Raw genomic sequence first — 16,409 nt, forward strand, 5'->3', positions numbered from 1 at the left:
CGATCTCACTATGAAAAATTTTGAAATTTCTGTTTTAGATCTTGCTCCCGTAAAGCAAGGTAAAAGCATTCACGATACTTTTCAGGACAGCTTATCATTGGCTAATCACGCTGAAAATTTAGATTACAAAAGATTCTGGCTGGCAGAGCATCACAATATGGAGAGCATTGCAAGCTCGGCGACTTCCGTTTTAATAGGTTTTATTGCCAATGGAACACAAAAAATAAGAGTGGGCTCAGGAGGAATTATGCTTCCTAACCACAGTTCTCTGGTGATTGCAGAACAGTTCGGTACATTAGAATCACTTTTCCCCGGAAGAATTGATCTTGGATTAGGAAGAGCTCCGGGAACGGATGGGTTGACAGCTCAGGCTTTAGGAAGGAACCCCGCCATTATCAACGAACAGTTTCCGAGACAGATCCTTGAACTTCAAAGATATTTCTCAAAAGAAAATTCAGATGCGATGGTTCGGGCCATTCCCGGCGAAGGACTGGATGTGCCGCTTTATATTCTGGGATCAAGTACAGACAGCGCTTGGCTGGCAGCAGAATTGGGATTGCCTTATGCATTTGCAGGACATTTTGCTCCGGAGCAGATGGAAATGGCTTTTAAAATATACAGAGAGCATTTTGAACCCTCAAAATATGCAGATAAGCCTTATATCATTGCCTGTGTAAATGGTGTAGCAGCAGAAACTTCGGAAGAAGCTCATAAAATTTCGACTACTTTATTCCAGGCATTTATCAACATTGTAAGGAACGACAGAAAGCCTTTTGCGCCGCCCGTTGACGATATGGATGAAATCTGGTCGCCCATGGAAAAATCTATGGTTCTGCAGAAACTGAGATATACATTTATAGGGGATCAGGCAGAAGTGCAGGAAAAGCTGAAAGATTTTCAGCAAAGATTTCAGGTAGATGAGCTGATGATCAATTCTCACATTTATGACCATCAGAAAAGACTGAGGTCTTATGAGATTTTCAGAGCAGCAGCGAACTCTATCCAAAGCGTAATAAACCATTCATAATTAGTTGGCAGATGCTTATTTTTATGAGTATCTTTGCAAAAATAAAAAGTAAAAATGTCCGATATTAAATTAAATACTATTCCAGAGGCTATTGAAGACCTTAAAAATGGTAAAATAATCATAGTAGTAGATGATGAAGACAGAGAAAATGAAGGTGATTTTCTTTGTGCTGCTGAACTGACAACGCCGGAAATTATCAATTTTATGGCACTTCACGGAAGAGGGCTGATCTGTATGCCGCTTCCTGAAAAAAGATGTGATGAGCTTGGTCTTGAAGTGATGGTAAGCAGAAGCAGCGATCCTAAAGAAACTGCTTTCACAGTATCGGTTGATTTGCTGGGTAACGGAACATCTACCGGAATTTCTGCAGGTGACAGAGCAAAAACCATTCTAGCCCTGATGGATGAAAAATCCAAACCTACGGATTTTATGAGACCTGGCCATATTTTCCCGCTTCGTGCAAGAAAAGGAGGGGTATTGAAAAGAGCCGGACATACTGAAGCCGCTATTGATCTGACCCATTTGGCAGGTTTGAAAGAAGGAGGAGTAATCTGTGAGATTATGAATGAAGATGGTACTATGTCTCGTCTGCCCGAGCTTCACGCATTCGCGCAAAAACATGACATGAAGATTGTTTCCATTGAAGACCTGATCCATTATCAGCTTAAAAAAGGAAATCTGGTAGAAAGACTTGAAGAGAAAAAAGTGAAAACGCATTATGGTGATTTTGATTTTTATGCTTTCAGAGAAACTTCTAATGATCAGATTCACTTTGCTTTGACCAAAGGTGCATGGACTGTGGATGAACCTGTTTTGGTAAGAGTGCAGTCTTCAGATTCTTATTTCGATGTATTAACAAGACTGAACAACGGAGAGAAGCCATTATTGGAAAAAGTAACCAATATGGTAAATGAAGCCGGGAAAGGAGCTATCATTTTCATCAACAACGTTTCTAACTCTGAAAATACTTTGAGAAAGCTTCAGCAGTTCCTGAACTATCAGGATGGTCAGGAGCAGCATCCTACGCTGGCGTACAATTACAGAGATTATGGAATTGGAACACAGATCTTAAAGAATTTAGGAATCAATAAGTTTAAAGTAATCACTCAAAACCCTAATATCAAGCCTCAGGTTGGAGGATATGATGTAGAAGTGACTGAGATGGTACAATTATAATAAAATGGGATCGTCAGGGATAATCCTGACGGTTTGTCAATAAAAAAGGTTTAGAATTTTCTAAACCTTTTTTATTGGTATTTAAAATGAATTTTAGCTTAATGCTATTCCTTCAAAGTTCCTGAAACCATTGAGGAAATCTTTTACATTCATTCTTTTTTTGCCTTCGAGCTGAAGCTCAAGCGGAAAGTAGATGCCATCCTGTGTATAGATTTTAAATTCATTCTTTGAAATCTCTAAAGTTCCTGCCGGTTTCCCATGGTCAGAAAGTTCAAACGTACCTCCGAATATTTTTAGTCCTTTTTCCTCGTTTTCAATCTTTAAGGTTGTAAAAGCAGCAGGATAAGGAGACATTCCCAAAATAAACTGGTGAACAGTTTTTGAAGGCTGCTCCCAACTGATTCTTGTGTCTTCCTTGAAAATTTTATAGGCATTTTTAGGATGTTCTACATGGGGCTGAGGTTTTTCTTCGATAGCATTTTCTGCAAGGCCGTCTAAGGTTTTAACGACCAGCTTCGCACCCATTTCCATCAATCTGTCATGAAGGCTGCCAGCGTTTTCATCTGGTAAAATTTCTATTTCCTGCTGAAGAAGAATATTCCCTTCATCAATTTTTTCATTAATAAAGAATGTAGTGGCTCCCGATTTCTTTTCCCCGTTAATCACTGCGTAGTTAATAGGGGCAGCTCCTCTGTAATCAGGAAGCAGAGAGGCATGAAGATTGAAAGTACCCATTTTAGGCATCTCAAAGAGAACTTTAGGCATCATTCTGAAAGCTACTACCACAAAAACATCGGCATTCAGTTTTCTAAGCTCTTCCAAAAACTCCGGATTTCTTAATTTTTCCGGCTGAAAAACGGGAATATTATTTTCTTCTGCATAAATTTTTATCGGTGACTGGTGAATTTTCTGTCCACGTCCGCTTGCTTTATCAGCTACTGTTACTACACCTACCACCTCATGGTGGGATTGGTCAATGGCCTCCAAAGAAGTTTTTGCAAACTCAGGAGTTCCTAAAAAAACGACTTTCAATGATTTCATACTGCAAAGATAAGTTTTTGATCTGAGAGTCGAAGGTAGGAGATGGAATGATCTGTTTTATCGTATGGTTAATGAAAGCCTGCTCGGAATTGTAGCGGTGTCTGGCTTGTTTTACTTTTAAATAATTTACTGAAGGACTGCGGGTGTTCAAAGCCAAGCTCATAAGCTATTTCGCTTATAGATAATTCAGTGGTGGAAAGTTTCACTTTAGCTTTTTCAATAAGTTTTTCATGAATGTGCTGCTGTGTGGATAACCCTGTAATTGTCTTTAGCATATTATTTAAATAGCTTGAAGATAAATGGAGCTGTTCTGCCACAAACTGTACCGAAGGAAGAGACTTAACTTCATCTTCAAAATAGAATTCAAGGATTTCTTCAAGCCTTCCTAAAATCTGTTGGTTTGCCTTTTTACGTGTTATAAACTGACGCTGATAAAATCTTTCCGAATAGCTTAATAAAGTTTCTATCTGGGAAATTATAATCTGCTGGCTGAAAGTATCTATATGGGTATTGTACTCATGATCAATGTTTTCTAAAATACTGATGATAACAGATTCTTCTTTTTCAGAGATAAATAATGACTCATTAACTTTGTAATCAAAAAACTCATACTTTCTGATTCCCTTTGCCAAAGGCGTATTCCAAAGAAAATCAGGATGTATCAGTAAGGTCCAGCCTGCATGCTTAATATGGGAGGCGGCATTGGCTTCAATGCTGAAGAGCTGGCCCGGAGCAATAAAAAACATAACACCTTCTTCAAAATCATAAGCTGAATGGCCATATTTCATCTTGAGATCAAAATCTCTTTTTACAGAAATAGCATAAAAGTCATAGAATATATGCAGGGGCTGATCGCGATTTGCACTGGGAAAGTTTTTGAAATTAACCAGGCTAATCAAAGGATGCTGTGGTCCCGGAAGCCCCATTAGCTTGTGATAGTCGCTTATTGTTTTAATTCGTTGATACTGCATTTGTGTAAAAATAAAAAATTATGATAGGTAAATAGCGGGCTCACCTGGATATTGGGTACTAATATTTTTTATAGTAAACAGCAAATTCTTTAGCGAAATCCTCTAATTTTACTTTTCCTGTGACAGCACATTTTTGAAAGTCATAATCTTCCCTCATTTTGCCATTATGAATACTTGTATTTAAATCAATTGTATTAACGATTACATCTTCGGAAAGTCCTTGTTTTTCCATGCTGCTTCTGACTTCTTCGTTTGTAAAAATTTTCCATTCCAACTGTGGTATACCGATTTCTTTTCCTATTTCCTTAGCAATTTCGCTGGCAGTACGGTCATCACTTGCGATATATCTTACGCTTTTATCATTGCATGAGGTAGATGTTAATTCCTCAAATGAAGCATCTGCGATATCCTTTGGTGAGGATAATACGATTTTATCATTACCTCCGTAATTCGATCCTATATATCCTAAGTTCCTGATCATTCCTGCAAAGTGGAAGAGATTATAATAAATATATCCGGCACGTATATGTGTTATATTAAGATCCGGAATTTTATTAAGAATTTGTTCTACATCATAAGCACCGGTAATAAAACCCGTTTCTTCAGGTAAGTGGGCTCCCCAGCTGCTTATATTGACTACTTTTTTTACTCGCGATTTTTTGATAGCATCTGCATAAGCGTTTCCAATACTGTTATAGTAAGCTCTCGAATTAACAACCTGATAATTAGGAGGAACCATGGCGAATACAGTGTCCACATCACTAAAAGTTTTTAATAAGAATTCAGGATCATCCACGGATCCTATTGCCGGGATGGCCCCAATAGATTCGATTTCTAATGCCTTTTCCGGGTTACGAATGATACCGATTACTTCATGACCGCTTTTTACCAATTGCTGGGTTAAATTTTTACCGATATTTCCAAGAGAGCCTGTGACTGCAATTTTCATTTTTTCCAAATTTTATGAATTATTATGGAACAAAGGTCAGGCATTATCAAATTCCTTTTGTAGCCAAATCAATTTTTATTGTAGTCAAAAAAAGTCTGTCTCCTGATTTATGGGAAAGGTAATGGGAACTGATATTGTAGTTACTGGATCGTTATTCGTATCACGTTCTGTTCAGCTCATATGTTCTGAAATTCAGCATTCTTACCTTTCCGGAATCTAAAAGAAAAATAAGATTCTCCAGAATATTCTCCTTAGAATGGTAGCTCAGCTGTATCGAAAGTTCTTCTATAGTTGCCGGTTTTTTAGCTAATAAATTAACGATCTGCTGGGAAATGTTTTTCCCAAAGATGGATTGTTTATTCTTTTCGCACACAGAACATTGGCCACAGTTTTTTGAGTTTTTCTCCCCAAAATAAGCGAGAATAAGTTTCATTTTACAGTAATCATTATTTTCTGCGTAGAATTTCATTTCTTCCCATTTTTGGATTTTATTTCTCTGAATATGCTCAAATAATTTCCAGTATGTACTGTTCACCGCTCTTTCATCACGGGGTTTCAGGAATTTAATGCTGGCTAGCGCCCCATCAATATATTCAAGATAATTCTTTTGCTGCAGTTCTTTCAGACGTTCTTTAATTAAAGGGACACTGATATTGATTTTATTGCTTACCAGCTGTTCACTGAACATTACTTTGTGAGTTGTAATTCCGGAAACAGTACGGAAAAGGAGTTCTATAAAATGCGCATCTTTTTGTGGCAGCTGGTCTATCTCGTCAGCTTTGATAAAAAGCTCAAGAGAGGACAGGCTCTTGTTTTCGTTATAGTAAATAATTTCCTGATTATGCAGGAAATTAAGAATATTATTAATTTTTGCTTTCGACAGTTTGGTGAAGTTCTGTATACTAAGCGCATTCAACTGAAATGTTTTTTCTGGAAGTTCAAATTCTGCAACCTGAAAAATAGAGTAGAGGTAGCTGATGATTTTTAAAAACTCCGCTTTGCTGGGCGTTTGGTTTTTTAAAACCTGATCAAAATTGAGAAGTTCCTGTTTATTCCAAAGCATAAAAGCGAAACTGTCTTTCCCATCTCTTCCGGCTCTTCCTATTTCCTGATAATAGTTTTCGAGGGAAGCAGCAGGGGAATAGTGGATCACAAACCTTACATTGTCTTTGTCAATACCCATTCCAAAGGCATTGGTAGAGATAAGGACATGATTATCACTGGTATTCCAAAGGTTCTGCCGTGTATTTTTTTCTTTGGTGGTTAGGCCGGCATGGAAATAATCCACATTTTTCAGCTGATTTTTTTTCAGAAATTCAGCAAGCAGCTCAGCCTCTTTTCTTGTTCTTACATACACAATTCCTGAGTCGTTGCTGTATTTTAAAATATCAAAAACACGTTGAAATTTATCCGCAACTTCATCTGTAAATATCCTGATATTTTCTCTTTTAAAACTTTTTTGAAAAACAAAAGGTTTCTTGAGTTCCAGTTTGCTTTTAATTTCTTCCAAAACTTTCGGAGTTGCCGTTGCTGTAAGAGCAAGGCATGGAATCTCAGGATTATTACTTCTGAAGCCTTTAATATTCTGATAGCTTGGTCTGAAGTCCTGACCCCATTCTGAAATACAATGCGCCTCATCCACTGCAATAAATGACAGCTGAATTTCCTCCATATTCTGAATAAACTGACTATTGGTAAGTCTTTCAGGAGATACGTAGAGTAGTTTTGTAAGACCTTCTTTGCAACGGTCATATATGGTTTCTGCATCATACTCATCCAGTTCAGATGAAAGGTATTCTGCTTCTATACCACGGGATTTAAGCTGATTTACCTGGTCTTTCATCAGCGCCAATAAAGGAGAAACTACTAGGCATGTTCCTTCTTTGAGCAAAGCAGGCAGCTGATAGCATAAAGATTTTCCTGCTCCTGTAGGTAACAGAACCAGTGTGTCTTTTTCATTGATAACGGCATTAATGATCTCTTCCTGAGAATCTCTGAAATCGGTATAACCCCAGAAATACTTAAGAGTATCATATTTGAGCTTTTGAAAATCCTGCGGAGAAATCATGTTGTAAAAATAAGGAAAGAATGATGACAAAAAAAGCCACGCAAAGCGTGACTTTTATATAATATATCTATAAGTTTATTATTTAGCTTCGAAATATACTCTTCTGTTGGCTCTGTTTTTCCATTCAGGGCATTTTGTAGCTGGTTCACATTCCGGATATTTAAGGTCTTTTTCACCTTTTCCAACTGCCTGCAGCTTACCGGTTTGAACACCGTTTTTGATCAGATAGTTCTTGACGTTGTTCGCTCTTCTTTCAGATAGTTTTTGGTTGTAAGCGTCAGTACCTCTTGTATCAGTAGCTCCGATTACGTTGTAAGATCCGTTTGAAGAATTAATATAGTTTACAGCATTATTCAGGATAGGGGTATTTGATGGTAAAATTCTGTCAGAATTTAAGTCAAACTCTATTCCCTCCAATTTCGTTTCTGTTTCTACTACAGGTCCTGTAGTGGCTACCGGGCATCCGTTGTTTTCAACAGGTCCTGGCACTGTTACACACTTATCGTAAAGGTCAATTACTCCATCTAAGTCTGTATCAAGAGCAACTCCGGCACCATCCACTCTTGCTCCTGCAGGAGTATCAAGCTGTCTGTCCCAGTCGTCACATACTCCGTCGTTATCAGCATCTCCTTTTTTACATACTTCGATATCCTGGTTTTTGTTAGCCAATACATCAAGTTTGTAATAAATTTCCTGAAGCGGATCATGCCACATTACGTGAGATTCGTGCTTCCCAAGCTTTAAGGAAACCCCTAAAGTAGCGTTGAAGAAGTTGTCAGAAACCTGCTCAGAACGTCTGTTAATAGCGCTGTAAGCATCACCGCCACCGTCAAATTCTTCATCACCGGTTACTACATACATTAATCTACCTTCAATATCAATTCTTCTGTTTACTTTAAACTTCAGACCTGCACCAGCCTGCATAAACAATGAACCTAACTGGAAAGGTTTAATTTCAGTCATCAGTCTCTGTCCGTTGATGTCTTTCTGGTATGCTCTGTAAGCGATGGTACCGATACCTGCATATCCATGCAGAGCCCATCTGTAAGGGGAGTGGTTGTCAACCCTTCTTAGTAAATTAGAGAAGTTGATATCTCCTAAAATTGAGATTGCATCATACTGAGTTCTTGCTGCTACGGCATAAGCATCTGGTGCAGCATTTTTGGTATTGAACCATCCCTGTCTGGTTTCACCTCTGTCGTACTGTAAATTGATTCCGAAAGCATGGGTAATTGCTTTATCAATACTTACGTAAGCTGAATATCCGAAAAGGTTTTTACCATTACCGTTTTTAATGGAGGTTAAATCCGCAGATTGAAGAAGCGGAACTCCTACTCCGGCAGAAATAGCCCAGTCATTAAATCTCTTGGATTTGTTGGTGAATGGGGAAACATTAGCAGATCCTGAAGAAAATGTGTTAGGATACTCTCCTTTTGAAACTGCCGTTGAGTCTTGTGCATAAATGGCAGAAGGAATTGCCAAAGCAAATGCAACAATTGCTAAACTTAATTTCATAGTGTTATTTTTTTAAGTTAAGTTATTTTAAATGATTTTTTACGTTAAAAAGCGATTTTGTGTTGATTTTTTTCAAAACAAACTTGCTGATTTTTAATATGTTTCAAGTAAGCTGTATGAAAATAATGATAAAGGTATGTAAAATAATTCGTAGTAGAAAAAAAATAAACCGAAAAGAGCAATTCTTTCCGGTTGAGTATATGGTAAGAATTATTTTTTCTTCTTCTTAGCAACACCTTTTTTCACAGTCTTTTTTACTGGAGCATCTTCATAGTCTTTCTTTTTGATAGAATCCCAATCTGAAGCTTCTATAAATCTTACTGTAACTTTTCTGTCTGCCATTCTTTCAGCATCTGAAGCTGAGGCAGGTACAGTTGCTTCTGCAGAACCTACACCTCTTGATTTCAGCACATTTTCATTGATTCCTCTACTTTCTAAAGCACCTACTACTGCAGCTGCTCTTTCTTTAGACAGTCTTAGGTTGTAAGCAGCACTTCCTTTGATATCGGTATGTCCTGTTAAAAGGTAATTACCACCGTTTTCTTTGATGATAGAAGCTGCTAAATCTAATTTTGGATTAGACTCAGGTCTGATCGTTGCTTTATTAAAATTGAAATAAATATCTTTTAGAGATCTTTCTACTTCTTTAGCTGTTTCGTTGTTGTCTTTCTTAGCTACCGGGCATCCGTTGTTTTCAACAGGTCCTGGCACTGTTACGCACTTATCGTAAAGGTCAATTACTCCATCTAAGTCTGTATCAAGAGCAACTCCGGCACCATCCACTCTTGCTCCTGCAGGAGTATCAAGCTGTCTGTCCCAGTCGTCACATACTCCGTCGTTATCAGCATCTCCTTTTTTACATACTTCAATATCCTGGTTTTTGTTAGCCAGTACATCAAGTTTGTAATAAATTTCCTGAAGCGGATCATGCCACATTACGTGAGATTCGTGTTTTCCTAATTTGAATGAAAGACCTAAAGTAGCGTTGAAGAAGTTGTCAGAAATTTGCTCAGAACGTCTGTTAATAGCGCTGTAAGCATCACCACCGCCGTCAAATTCTTCATCACCGGTTACTACATACATTAATCTACCTTCAATATCAATTCTTCTGTTTACTTTAAACTTCAGACCTGCACCAGCCTGCATAAACATTGAGCCTAACTGGAAAGGTTTAATTTCAGTCATCAGTCTCTGTCCGTTGATGTCTTTCTGGTATGCTCTGTAAGCGATGGTTCCGATACCTGCATATCCATGCAGAGCCCATCTGTAAGGGGAGTGGTTGTCAACCCTTCTTAGTAAATTAGAGAAGTTGATATCTCCTAAAATTGAGATTGCATCATACTGAGTTCTTGCTGCTACGGCATAAGCATCTGGTGCAGCATTTTTGGTATTGAACCATCCTTGTCTGGTCTCACCTCTGTCGTATTGTAAATTGATTCCGAAAGCATGGGTAATTGCTTTATCAACACTTACGTAAGCTGAATACCCGAACAGGTTTTTACCATTACCGTTTTTAATGGAGGTTAAGTCCGCTGATTGAAGAAGCGGAACTCCTGCTCCTACTGAAATAGACCAGTCATTGAATCTCTTGGATTTGTTGGTAAATGGCGAAACATTAGCAGATCCTGAAGAAAATGTATTGGGATACTCTCCTTTCGAAACTGCCGTTGAGTCTTGTGCATAAATGGCAGAAGGAATTGCCATAGCAAATGCAACAATTGCTAAACTTAATTTCATCGTGTATATTATTTGTATTCTTTTTTTTAAAGAGAAATTTAATTTTTTAATTATTTTACCGGACATCCGTTGTTTTCAACAGGTCCCGGTACAGTTACACATTTGTCATAAAGGTCAATAACTCCATCAAGATCCATATCCAAAGCTACTCCGGCACCGTCTACTCTTGCACCTGCAGGAGTATCAAGCTGTCTGTCCCAGTCGTCGCATACTCCATCATTATCAGCATCTCCTTTTTCGCACACCACAAGATCTGTAGAAGCATTTTCTAAAACGCTTGTTCTGTAATATGCTTCCTGAAGAGGATCATGCCATGCAAGGTGAGAGTCATGTTTACCTAGTTTGAAGCTTGCTCCTAAAGTTACAGCCCATGAATTATCAGATTTTCTAGGATTAATCAAATTGTAGTTGCTGTAAGCATAACCACCTCCATCAAATTCATCATCACCACTAATAAAATACATGGTTCTTGCTTCAAGATCAATAAGTTTTGAAACATTATATTTGAGCCCTAAACCTCCCTGATAGTAAACAGAACTGATTCCCAGCGGAACATCGATAAATGTAGGATATGTTTTATTACCCCACTTGTTTACATCATTGTCATGCAATGAAGTTCTGTATCCCTGAAGACCAATTCCCATATATCCATGGAAAGCCCATCTGTAAGGAGAATGATTATCAACTCTTCTTAATAGATTGGAGAAGTTAATATCACCTAATAAAGCGAGCTGATCAAATTGGGTTGTTGCTGTAGCGATTCCGGCTGCCTGTCCTGCAGCTCCTGCAAGTTGCCCTGTCTGTTTTGTTTCTCCTCTGGTGTAGATAATACTTAAACCGAAAGTATGTGAAATTTGCTTGTCAATACTTACATAAGCATTATATCCCCATTTAATATTATCCTTGCGGATAGATTTTAAATCTGAGTGAACCATAAATGCAGGACCCCCTCCAACAGAAATAGACCAGTCTCTGAAGCGTCTGGCTTTGTTGTCGAAAGGCTGTACATTAGCGGAACCTGAAGAGAATGTATTAGGGTACTCTGTGGAAGAGTTTACCGTTGTACTGCTGTTCTGAGCGAAAGCAGCAATTGGCAAGGTTGTAGCCAATAATAATAAACCTAATTTCATACAATTTGTTTTATGTTTTAAATAAATTTTTCTAATAACACCCTTGAAAAATCCCTTTCAAAAAGATGTTTTTTATGAGGGATTACTAGTCTTTCTGATGTAAAGTTTAATTCATTATACTTAATGATATCAATATCAATTATCCTGTCAGTATAACCTCCGGATACTTTTGAATCATTAATTCTTCCCATCTCAACTTCTATATTCTTAATACAATCAAGCAGTTGAATTGGTGAAAGATGTGTGAATATTATTGCTGCAATATTACAAAAAATATTGGAACTGACAAACTCTACAGGTTCAGACATTAAATATTCGCTGATTTGTGAAATGTTATTTCCTGCCTCTTTTATCTTCTCAAGAGCAAGCTCTATATTTTTTTTTTGCTCTCCTAAGTTACTTCCTAGTAACAAAACGACCTTATGTTGCGACATATTGGAAAATTGATTGATTTATGAGAAGTTTCTTTAAAAATGTTTTGGCAAATATAGTAGCAATTGTCATACTTTGCGCTTTATTTTTCATCTTTTTCATTGTGATGCTTGTGTTCAGTTCTATGGGAAGTGATAAGTCTGTAGCGGTGAAAAAGAACTCGGTTCTTACGATTAATTTAAAGACAAATATAATAGACAGTCCTACGGAAGAGCAGATGGGGTTGTTCGGTTTAGGTGCCCAGAATAAAAGCGTTCTTCTGTATGATGCAGTGGAAGCCATTAATAAAGCCAAGACTGATGATAATATAAAAGGGATCAGCATTGAAGCAGATGATCTGTATGCAGGGCTTACGCAGATTGATGATATCAGAAATGCTATCGAAGATTTTAAGAAAAGCGGAAAATTTGTTTATGCTTACGGTAACGGAGTTTCACAGTCTGCTTATTATTTAGGATCTGTAGCGGATAAATATTATCTGCATCCTGCGGGAGGCATTGAATTGAAAGGTTTATCCACTGAAGTAACCTTCTTTAAGGATTTTGCAGACAAATATGGTATCGGGATTGAAGTGATCCGTCATGGGAAATTTAAATCTGCCGTAGAACCTTTTCTAAGAAATGATATTTCTCCGGAAAATAAAGAACAGCTAAGCACTCTTCTCAATGATCTATGGAAAAATACATCCCATAAAATGGCAGCTTCAAGAAAAATTGATACGGCTCAGTTCAGAACAATTACAGACAGTCTGTACGGAATGATCCCTGAACAGAGTTTAAAATATAAGTTGGCAGATAAGCTTATCCAGAAATCAGAATATGAAGATATTCTTAAAACAAAGCTGAATGTAAAGGATAAAGAAAAGCTGAACAAAATTTCTTTGGCAAGCTATATCAGTTCATATGCGGATGAAGATAAGTCCGGTGAAAAGATAGCGGTATTGTATGCGTCAGGATCTATTAATAACGGAGATGAGTACAATGATATTCATTCTGAAAAATATGTAAAGTATATCAAAAAACTTCAGGAGGATGATAAAGTGAAAGCCGTAGTTTTCAGAATCAATTCGCCAGGGGGAAGTGCTAACGCTTCTGATGAAATCTTGTTTGAATTACAGCAGTTGAAAAAGAAAAAGCCACTGGTGGTTTCTTTCGGAGACTATGCTGCTTCCGGCGGGTATTATGTAGCAATGGCCGCAGATAAGATTTATTCAGAACCCAATACGCTTACCGGTTCTATCGGAGTATTTGGAGTAATGCCTTATTATAAAGATATAGCCGGCAAAAACGGAATCCGTGCAGATATTGTGGCTACCAATGCCAACTCTATGTATTATTCCGGATTAAATGGAGTTACCCCTTATGGTGTCAATATGATGACAAGAAGTGTAGAGGGTACTTACAAGAGATTTGTATACTTTGTGACTCAAAACAGAAAGAAAACTTTTGAACAGATAGATAATGTAGGTGGAGGTAGAGTATGGAGCGGTGTGCGAGCCAAAGAGATTGGCCTTGTAGATGAGCTTGGAACTTTGAATGATGCTGTAAAGTTTGCCGCACAGAAAGCAGGATTAAAAACGTATCAGATCGATGCATTTCCCAAGAGAATGTCTCCGTTCGAACAGATTTTCAAAGATTTGAATGAAGAGGACGTTTCAGCAAGAATTATCAAGAATAAAATCGGTAAATCGAACTATGAAATTCTGCAGCAGATTACAGACAAAAAATTACAGTCTGAGGTGAAAATGGAAATGCCTTATCAGATTAGAATTAACAACTAACTAAATTTTATATTGTATACAAAAATCCCGGATCTGAATTTCAGATCCGGGATTTTATTTTTTATAAGCGTTCGTATCAGCTTTTTCTGGTGGCCATTCCGTAAATCCAGAGGATGATTAAAGCTCCTCCAATAGATAGAATCCAGCTTCTCGGATTCCAGAAAGACGTTACATCTCCCCAATGTAGAACGTAAACCCCAATAGCTCCTCCTACAAATGCTCCCAGAATTCCAAGGATAATAGTGATTAGCCATCCTCCTCCCTGAGTTCCGGGCATGATCATTTTAGCGATTGCACCTGCAATAAGACCGAATAAGATCCATGTTATAATTCCCATAGTTGCAAATTTTTTTATGTTAGTATTTAAATGAATTGTTTGCTAGTATAAGGGAAAACATGATATAAATCATCTTTTCTTGAAGAATGAGTCTACAAATTCCGTACCATTAAAAAGCTGCAAATCCTGCATTTTTTCACCTACTCCAATATATTTCACCGGAATCTGGAACTGATCGGAGATTCCGATTACCACTCCGCCTTTTGCGGTTCCGTCTAATTTGGTAACGGCTAAAGCGTTTACTTCGGTAGCTGCGGTGAACTGTTTGGCCTGTTCGAATGCATTCTGTCCCGTAGAACCATCAAGAACCAAAAGAATCTCATGTGGGGCATCAGGAATAACCTTCTGCATTACTCTTTTGATTTTGGAAAGCTCATTCATCAGGTTTATTTTATTATGAAGCCTTCCTGCAGTATCTATAATGACAACATCGGCATTCTGTGCAACGGCACTTTGTACGGTATCAAATGCAACGGAGGCAGGATCTGATCCCATTTCCTGTTTTACAATGGGAACACCCACTCTTTCGCTCCAGATGACCAGCTGGTCTACGGCAGCTGCCCGGAAGGTATCTGCAGCCCCAAGAACTACTTTTTTACCTTCTGATTTGAACTGATGAGCCAGTTTTCCTATCGTTGTGGTTTTTCCCACTCCGTTTACTCCCACCACCATAATGACGTAGGGCTTTTTGGTAGTGTCAATATTTCCTGTACCGGCATGAGGATTTTCAAGCAGTAGTCCGGAAATCTCATCGCGAAGAATTTGATCAAGTTCATTGACGCCTACATATTTGTCTCTGGCAACACGTTCTTCAATTCTTTCGATGATTTTAATAGTAGTGGAAGCGCCTACGTCAGAAGCGATCAGTACTTCCTCAAGATCATCCAGTACCTCATCATCTACTTTGCTTTTGCCGACTACGGCTTTCGTCATTTTTTCAAAGAATCCCTGGCTGGATTTTTCCAATCCTTTGTCTAGGGTTTCTTTTTCTTCCTTTTTGAAAATATTTTTAAACCAACTCATAGTTTTAGTTTATTCTTATTTATTTTTTATCACTGCTGTGGCTTCTACTTCTGTAAGCACGTCATCTCTGAACAGCCTGTTTACTTCCACAAGGGTGCTTACAGGAGAATTCTGAAGGCTTACCTACAAATCCCTTACTTTTCTGAATTCAGGTGTTTTTTTGATGTCTGTGGTAAAGATTCCCAGTTTGATTATATCTTTACCTGTTCCTGCATATTCTTTCAGGATACCTTCTGTATTTTTGAAAACCTGCTGTGTCTGCTCTTCTATTGTTTTCCCACGAGATTTCCTTCCGTGTCCATTGGTACCTGTCCGGATCATAAAATCATTCTGGAACTTCCGCAGTCAATGCTTACTGATTGGGAAGGCCCTTTTAAGCTGAAAACTTTTGGCGAACTTTTATATTCTACGGGCGTCATTGTTTTCTGACTGAATGAAAATAGAAAAGCTGCTGTACAGGCCAGAACAAGTATCTTTTTCATACTTTACTGATTAATAATCTGGTGCACAAAGATAACAAAAAAACTACCCAAAATATGAGTAGTTTTTTATATTGTAAATAAAGTACTGATTATTTTTTTAAATAACCATCTACTTCATCAGCATTCATTACTTTTTCTTCGAAAACGTAAGCTCCTGATTTAGAAGACTTAACCATTTTCACCACTTTAGTCATTTTTTTAGACCCAGTTTGTAGGGTTGCTACTACTTTCTTTGCCATGGTAAGTTATTATTTATAAATTACTTAATTTCTTTGTGAATGGTAGATCTCTTAAGAACAGGATTGTATTTTTTCAATTCCAATCTTTCTGTAGTGTTCTTTTTATTTTTTGTAGAAATGTATCTAGACATTCCTGGCATACCACTTTCTTTGTGCTCTGTGCATTCAAGGATTACTTGAACTCTATTTCCTTTTTTTGCCATGATTTATTAATTCTTTTTAATCAATCCGTTTCTAGTAGCTCTTTCAATAGCTTCCTCGATTCCAATCTTGTTAATCACTCTCAATCCATGAGCTGATACTTTCAGTGTAACGTGCTTATCTTGCTCCGGAAGGTAAAACTTCTTCTCTAATAAGTTAATTTCAAAACGACGCTTCGTTTTGTTATTAGCGTGAGAAACGTTGTTACCAACCATTGCACGCTTTCCTGTTATTTGGCAAATTCTTGACATATCTCGATGTTCTTATTTGTATAATATTTGAGAGTGCAAAATAACGAAGA

Annotated in this window: 18 protein-coding genes; 3 read left to right on the forward strand and 15 right to left on the reverse strand. The window is 37.7% G+C overall.

Annotated features, from left to right (window positions below; all coding sequences use genetic code 11):
* Positions 1-10: 10 nt before the first annotated feature.
* Together BLW74_RS02100 and ribB are read left to right on the forward strand one after the other, a co-directional pair.
* Positions 11-1,027: an LLM class flavin-dependent oxidoreductase gene (locus BLW74_RS02100; RefSeq protein ID WP_089689808.1), complete on the forward strand. Its 1,017-nt coding sequence runs from the start codon at positions 11-13 to the stop codon at positions 1,025-1,027.
* A gap of 54 nt (positions 1,028-1,081) precedes the next feature.
* Positions 1,082-2,203 carry a 3,4-dihydroxy-2-butanone-4-phosphate synthase gene (ribB, locus tag BLW74_RS02105; protein ID WP_089689809.1) on the forward strand — a complete coding sequence of 374 codons (1,122 nt, stop codon included), beginning with the start codon at positions 1,082-1,084 and terminating at the stop codon, positions 2,201-2,203.
* A 93-nt stretch (positions 2,204-2,296) separates the two neighbouring features.
* Here ribB and fmt read toward each other — a convergent pair whose 3' ends face one another.
* The 8 genes from fmt to folK form a co-directional block, all read right to left on the reverse strand.
* Positions 2,297-3,244 (reverse strand): methionyl-tRNA formyltransferase, encoded by a 948-nt coding sequence (gene fmt / locus BLW74_RS02110; RefSeq protein ID WP_089689810.1) that lies wholly within the window; start codon positions 3,242-3,244, stop codon positions 2,297-2,299.
* A gap of 68 nt (positions 3,245-3,312) precedes the next feature.
* Positions 3,313-4,215 (reverse strand): helix-turn-helix domain-containing protein, encoded by a 903-nt coding sequence (locus BLW74_RS02115; RefSeq protein ID WP_089689811.1) that lies wholly within the window; start codon positions 4,213-4,215, stop codon positions 3,313-3,315.
* 58 nt (positions 4,216-4,273) lie between these two features.
* A complete protein-coding gene (locus BLW74_RS02120; protein WP_089689812.1) occupies positions 4,274-5,164 on the reverse strand; it encodes an NAD(P)H-binding protein in 891 nt (296 codons plus the stop codon).
* 160 nt (positions 5,165-5,324) lie between these two features.
* Positions 5,325-7,232, reverse strand: coding sequence for a RecQ family ATP-dependent DNA helicase (locus BLW74_RS02125; RefSeq protein ID WP_089689813.1), 1,908 nt, complete (start codon positions 7,230-7,232; stop codon positions 5,325-5,327).
* Positions 7,233-7,310: 78 nt separating this feature from the next.
* On the reverse strand, positions 7,311-8,747 hold the full coding sequence (locus tag BLW74_RS02130) for an OmpA family protein (protein WP_089689814.1): 1,437 nt from the start codon (positions 8,745-8,747) through the stop codon (positions 7,311-7,313).
* A gap of 210 nt (positions 8,748-8,957) precedes the next feature.
* A complete protein-coding gene (locus BLW74_RS02135) occupies positions 8,958-10,484 on the reverse strand; it encodes an OmpA family protein (RefSeq protein WP_089689815.1) in 1,527 nt (508 codons plus the stop codon).
* Between the two features lie 50 nt (positions 10,485-10,534).
* The gene (locus tag BLW74_RS02140; protein ID WP_089689816.1) at positions 10,535-11,614 is read right to left on the reverse strand and encodes a flagellar motor protein MotB; all 1,080 of its coding nucleotides are present in this window, start codon (positions 11,612-11,614) and stop codon (positions 10,535-10,537) included.
* A 17-nt stretch (positions 11,615-11,631) separates the two neighbouring features.
* The gene (folK, locus tag BLW74_RS02145) at positions 11,632-12,048 is read right to left on the reverse strand and encodes a 2-amino-4-hydroxy-6-hydroxymethyldihydropteridine diphosphokinase (RefSeq protein WP_089689817.1); all 417 of its coding nucleotides are present in this window, start codon (positions 12,046-12,048) and stop codon (positions 11,632-11,634) included.
* A 20-nt stretch (positions 12,049-12,068) separates the two neighbouring features.
* Here folK and sppA point away from each other — a divergent pair, with 20 nt between their 5' ends.
* Entirely contained in the window at positions 12,069-13,826 is a 1,758-nt protein-coding gene (sppA, locus tag BLW74_RS02150; RefSeq protein ID WP_089689818.1) for a signal peptide peptidase SppA, read from the forward strand.
* 76 nt (positions 13,827-13,902) lie between these two features.
* Here the strand turns inward: sppA and BLW74_RS02155 are convergent, their stop codons facing one another.
* From BLW74_RS02155 to rpmB, 7 genes are all read right to left on the reverse strand, one after another.
* On the reverse strand, positions 13,903-14,163 hold the full coding sequence (locus BLW74_RS02155) for a GlsB/YeaQ/YmgE family stress response membrane protein (RefSeq protein WP_089689819.1): 261 nt from the start codon (positions 14,161-14,163) through the stop codon (positions 13,903-13,905).
* Positions 14,164-14,232: 69 nt separating this feature from the next.
* Complete coding sequence (ftsY, locus tag BLW74_RS02160) at positions 14,233-15,186, reverse strand: signal recognition particle-docking protein FtsY (RefSeq protein WP_089689820.1); 954 nt, start codon at positions 15,184-15,186, stop codon at positions 14,233-14,235.
* Between the two features lie 123 nt (positions 15,187-15,309).
* Positions 15,310-15,507 carry a RidA family protein gene (locus BLW74_RS22640; protein WP_228424734.1) on the reverse strand — a complete coding sequence of 66 codons (198 nt, stop codon included), beginning with the start codon at positions 15,505-15,507 and terminating at the stop codon, positions 15,310-15,312.
* On the reverse strand, positions 15,504-15,668 hold the full coding sequence (locus BLW74_RS22645; protein ID WP_228424736.1) for a hypothetical protein: 165 nt from the start codon (positions 15,666-15,668) through the stop codon (positions 15,504-15,506). The genes BLW74_RS22640 and BLW74_RS22645 overlap by 4 nt, the downstream gene beginning before the upstream one ends.
* 89 nt (positions 15,669-15,757) lie before the next feature.
* Positions 15,758-15,907: a DUF4295 family protein gene (locus tag BLW74_RS02170; protein ID WP_065722020.1), complete on the reverse strand. Its 150-nt coding sequence runs from the start codon at positions 15,905-15,907 to the stop codon at positions 15,758-15,760.
* 20 nt (positions 15,908-15,927) lie between these two features.
* Positions 15,928-16,110 (reverse strand): 50S ribosomal protein L33, encoded by a 183-nt coding sequence (gene rpmG / locus BLW74_RS02175; RefSeq protein ID WP_002976756.1) that lies wholly within the window; start codon positions 16,108-16,110, stop codon positions 15,928-15,930.
* A gap of 6 nt (positions 16,111-16,116) precedes the next feature.
* Positions 16,117-16,359, reverse strand: a complete 243-nt coding sequence (gene rpmB / locus BLW74_RS02180; protein ID WP_002976757.1) for a 50S ribosomal protein L28 — start codon at positions 16,357-16,359, stop codon at positions 16,117-16,119.
* Positions 16,360-16,409: the final 50 nt, after the last annotated feature.

The sequence above is a fragment of the Chryseobacterium culicis genome (assembly GCF_900108365.1).
GTDB lineage: Bacteria > Bacteroidota > Bacteroidia > Flavobacteriales > Weeksellaceae > Chryseobacterium > Chryseobacterium culicis.

Coding starts and splice junctions, on each gene's coding strand:
- fmt (WP_089689810.1), bottom strand. CDS start 3,244: ATGAAATCATTGAAAGTCGTTTTTTTAGGAACTCCTGAGTTTGCAAAA.
- folK (WP_089689817.1), bottom strand. CDS start 12,048: ATGTCGCAACATAAGGTCGTTTTGTTACTAGGAAGTAACTTAGGAGAG.
- BLW74_RS02125 (WP_089689813.1), bottom strand. CDS start 7,232: ATGATTTCTCCGCAGGATTTTCAAAAGCTCAAATATGATACTCTTAAG.
- ftsY (WP_089689820.1), bottom strand. CDS start 15,186: ATGAGTTGGTTTAAAAATATTTTCAAAAAGGAAGAAAAAGAAACCCTA.
- BLW74_RS02120 (WP_089689812.1), bottom strand. CDS start 5,164: ATGAAAATTGCAGTCACAGGCTCTCTTGGAAATATCGGTAAAAATTTA.
- sppA (WP_089689818.1), top strand. CDS start 12,069: ATGAGAAGTTTCTTTAAAAATGTTTTGGCAAATATAGTAGCAATTGTC.
- ribB (WP_089689809.1), top strand. CDS start 1,082: ATGTCCGATATTAAATTAAATACTATTCCAGAGGCTATTGAAGACCTT.
- BLW74_RS02135 (WP_089689815.1), bottom strand. CDS start 10,484: ATGAAATTAAGTTTAGCAATTGTTGCATTTGCTATGGCAATTCCTTCT.
- BLW74_RS02115 (WP_089689811.1), bottom strand. CDS start 4,215: ATGCAGTATCAACGAATTAAAACAATAAGCGACTATCACAAGCTAATG.
- rpmB (WP_002976757.1), bottom strand. CDS start 16,359: ATGTCAAGAATTTGCCAAATAACAGGAAAGCGTGCAATGGTTGGTAAC.
- BLW74_RS22640 (WP_228424734.1), bottom strand. CDS start 15,507: ATGATCCGGACAGGTACCAATGGACACGGAAGGAAATCTCGTGGGAAA.
- BLW74_RS22645 (WP_228424736.1), bottom strand. CDS start 15,668: ATGAAAAAGATACTTGTTCTGGCCTGTACAGCAGCTTTTCTATTTTCA.
- BLW74_RS02140 (WP_089689816.1), bottom strand. CDS start 11,614: ATGAAATTAGGTTTATTATTATTGGCTACAACCTTGCCAATTGCTGCT.
- BLW74_RS02155 (WP_089689819.1), bottom strand. CDS start 14,163: ATGGGAATTATAACATGGATCTTATTCGGTCTTATTGCAGGTGCAATC.
- BLW74_RS02130 (WP_089689814.1), bottom strand. CDS start 8,747: ATGAAATTAAGTTTAGCAATTGTTGCATTTGCTTTGGCAATTCCTTCT.
- BLW74_RS02170 (WP_065722020.1), bottom strand. CDS start 15,907: ATGGCAAAGAAAGTAGTAGCAACCCTACAAACTGGGTCTAAAAAAATG.
- rpmG (WP_002976756.1), bottom strand. CDS start 16,110: ATGGCAAAAAAAGGAAATAGAGTTCAAGTAATCCTTGAATGCACAGAG.
- BLW74_RS02100 (WP_089689808.1), top strand. CDS start 11: ATGAAAAATTTTGAAATTTCTGTTTTAGATCTTGCTCCCGTAAAGCAA.